We start from the raw sequence: 969 nt of genomic DNA, 5'->3' as shown, positions 1-969 counted from the left end.
GGCTCGATGCGGTACCCGCGAATCTTGACCTGCTCGTCGGTACGGCCCAGGTACTCCAGCACCCCGTCGGCGGTCCACCGCACCAGATCCCCGGTGCGGTACATCCGCTCCCCACAACCGCCGAACGGATCGGCGACAAACCGCTGCGCGGTCAGCCCCGGCCGACCCAGGTAACCGCGCGCGACCTGCGGACCGGACAGGTACAGCTCGCCGGCCACCCCGACCGGCACCGGCGCCAACCGCGCGTCGAGCACATACGCACGCAGATTGACCAGCGGCCGACCCACCACCGGCCGGCTGTCCGCCGTCACCGGGCAGGACAGCGCGTCCACCGTGCACTCGGTCGGACCGTAGAAGTTGTAGACGGCCGTTTCCGGCACGGCCGCCAGCCGCTCCCACAGCCCCGGCCCGAGCGCCTCCCCACCCAGCATCAGCACCTTCGGCCGGTGCCGGCCCTCGGCCAGCAGCCCCTCCGGCAGCAGCTGCTGCAGATACGACGGCGTCAAATCCAGGAAATCGATCCGGTGAGTGGCGATGTAGTCGACCAGGGCCGGCGGATCCAGCCGCAGCTGAGCGTCGATGACGTGCAGCTCATGCCCGTCGGCCAGCAGCACCAGTCCCTCCAGCGACGTGTCGAACGAGAACGCCGCCGTCAACGCCACCCGCAGCCGGCCGCCACCGGCCGCAGCCACAAAGTCGCCGCGGTGGTTGACCAGCAGATTCACCAGACTGCGATGCTCGACCAGCACCCCCTTCGGCACCCCGGTCGACCCCGACGTGTAGATCACGTACGCAGCGCCGTCCGGCGCCGGCCCGCCGCCCAGGTCCCCGTCCGGCTGCGCCGCCAGCGCGACGCCGATTTCCGGGGCATCGAGCACCAGCCGGTTGGCGTCGGCCGGCAGCCGGTCCAGCGTGGCACCGGTGGTGATCATGAGCGTCGGCGCGGCGTCGTCCAGGAGGAACGCCATC

Annotated in this window: 1 protein-coding gene; it reads right to left on the bottom strand. The window is 71.3% G+C overall.

The window, feature by feature from the left end:
- Positions 1-969, bottom strand: a 969-nt coding sequence (locus HC031_RS32220; RefSeq protein ID WP_167929236.1) for an AMP-binding protein, incomplete at both ends; no start/stop codon positions are given.

The sequence above is a fragment of the Planosporangium thailandense genome (assembly GCF_011947195.1).
Lineage (GTDB): Bacteria > Actinomycetota > Actinomycetes > Mycobacteriales > Micromonosporaceae > Planosporangium > Planosporangium thailandense.
The sequence above is the reverse complement of the archived record's forward strand: the minus strand, read 5'-3'. Positions and strand labels throughout refer to the sequence as shown.